Genomic DNA, 2,217 nt, shown 5'->3' on the forward strand with positions numbered 1-2,217 from the left:
CTGTCAAGCGAATCGAAGAATTGACCCCCTCGTCGAATTGAGGAACTGACCCCCTTCATTGGTTTGCGGTTTCGTTGGTTTCAAGCGCCGCTCCGGCCTTCTGCAGAAGGCCGGAGCGGCGCTTTTCGCGAAGCCGGTAGCTGTCGCCCCGGATAGTGATCACCGTCGAGTGGTGAAGCAGACGGTCCAATATCGCCGTGGCGACAACAGCGTCCCCAAAAACACTTCCCCATTCGCCCACAGAGCGATTTGAGGTGATCAGGATCGAGCCCTTTTCGTAGCGCCGGGACACCAGTTGGAAGAACAGGTGGGCGGCATTGGCCTCGAACGGTAAATAGCCAAGCTCATCGATGATTAGCAGTTTTGGTCGCGACAAGATCGTTAACTGCTTGTCCAGCGTGCCGTCGTTGTGAGCCTTCGCCAGCATCGCCACCAAGGTAGCCGCCGTGACGAACTGGACGTTGTAATTCTGGCGGATGGCCTCGCGGCCGAGGCTCACAGCCAGGTGCGTCTTGCCTGTCCCTGGCGGCCCAAGGAATAGCACGGTGTCACCGTGAGCGATCCAGCGGCAGGTCGCAAGCTCTCTAATCTGCCCCTGATCCAGCGAGGGCTGCGCTTCGAAGTCGAAGCCATCCAGTTCGCGCACGAACGGGAACTGCGCCAGCTTGCTCGACATCGATATCCGCCGCTCGTCGCGCCTGGCGATCTCGCGCGACACCAGGAAGGCGAGAGCCTCGCGCAACGTCATCTTCGAACGAGCTGCCTCGTCCAGCAACGTGTCGAGCTGGTCGCGGATCGCCGTCAGCTTCAGCCGATCGAGCGTTGCGATCAGTACATCATGATCCACGTTCGTCATCACCAGCCTCCTCCAACCACCGCCTCATATTCCGCAAGCGGCCGCAGCAAGACAGCGGGAGCGACCTCGATGGGTTCTTTAAGCACCGGCCCCTCGAAGCCGGCCACGCCAACAAAATGCGCCCGGTCCTCAATTCGTTGTCGTCGCCCGCGGCACAGAGGATGGTCGGCGACGACCTGGCCGGCGTGACGGATAATCACGCGGCCGCCCAGCACCACGACCTGAACGCTTTCGCCGATCAGGCGCCAAGGGACAGAGTAGCTGTTGGTATCTAGGTCGATCGCGCAATCGGCTTGAACCTTGCGAACCAGATCCCGCAATTGTCCGAAGGGTGCCCGTCCGGCCAGTGGGCGGAGCGCCTTGGCTTCGTCGGCAAAACGTTCCGCCGGTTTGACACCGGTGGTGCCGTGTTCACGCTGATCGGCAATTTCGCGTGTCCATCGATCAAGGTGCGCTTCGAACTCGGCCCAGCTCTCGAAGCGCCGGCCGGCGATCGCGTTCTTCTTGACGTAGCCGACCCCGCGCTCGTCCTTGCCCTTCGTTCTCGCCCGATACGGTGCACAGGCCCGCGGCGTGAAGCCCCAATAACGTGCAAAAGCATGCAGTCGCGCGTTCAATCTCACCTCTCGCGTCGCCGCATCATGATGCTCGATCAAGGCTTTCGCATTGTCGATCAGCACTTCCGCCGGAACCCCGCCAAACCGCAGGAAGGCCCCTTCCATCCCCTCGAACCAGTCCGCCTGCCGCTCTCTGAGCGACGCGCGAGCATGCATGCGCCGCGAATAACCCAGCGTCCCCACGAACAGGTGAACCCGAACCCGTTCGCCGCCGATCCACACCTTCGTGTCACCAAAGTCGATCTGCATCTGATGGCCCGGCGCCGTCTCGAAGCGGACCGTCGCCCGCTTCTGTGCCTTTAGCTCTCGCCGCCACTGCCGCACTCGTAGCTCCACAGAACGCAGCCCGATGATAATTCCGTGCTCACTCGCCAATTCTTGGCGGATCACATCCGCATTACCATCATGCCGGAAAAAACGCTCTCGAAGCCAGTCATCAAGCCCGTCGAACGCACTGCGCCGATCGGGCTTTTTAAACGGTGCAGCTCCGCCCTCTCGAAGGTATCGGCGAACCGTGTTACGCGCGCATCCAAATTCCTTGGACAGGCGCTTGGCACCCCAACCGAGCTCATGAAGCCGCAACATTGCCACCACCTCATCCGCCTGAAGCATATCCCCGCCCTGCATCGTTCGCGACAATGCAGGATGCGATGAAATCTCGCTCGACATCCATCTCTCCTCGTTTTGATACGAGGGGTCAGTTCTTCGCTTCGTTAGGGGGTCAGTTTCTCATTTCGCCCGACA

At 60.8% G+C, this 2,217-nt stretch carries 2 protein-coding genes; both read right to left on the reverse strand.

From position 1 onward, the window contains the following. Positions 1–55: 55 nt before the first annotated feature. Positions 56–856: an IS21-like element ISSme2 family helper ATPase IstB gene (gene istB, locus PY650_RS36285; protein WP_285884911.1), complete on the reverse strand. Its 801-nt coding sequence runs from the start codon at positions 854–856 to the stop codon at positions 56–58. Next, positions 856–2,142 carry an IS21 family transposase gene (istA, locus tag PY650_RS36290; RefSeq protein WP_285884913.1) on the reverse strand — a complete coding sequence of 429 codons (1,287 nt, stop codon included), beginning with the start codon at positions 2,140–2,142 and terminating at the stop codon, positions 856–858. The genes istB and istA overlap by 1 nt, the downstream gene beginning before the upstream one ends. Positions 2,143–2,217 lie beyond the last annotated feature (75 nt).

Source organism: Martinezella calliandrae (assembly GCF_030272695.1).
In the GTDB taxonomy this organism is placed as follows: Bacteria; Pseudomonadota; Alphaproteobacteria; order Rhizobiales; family Rhizobiaceae; genus Rhizobium; species Rhizobium calliandrae.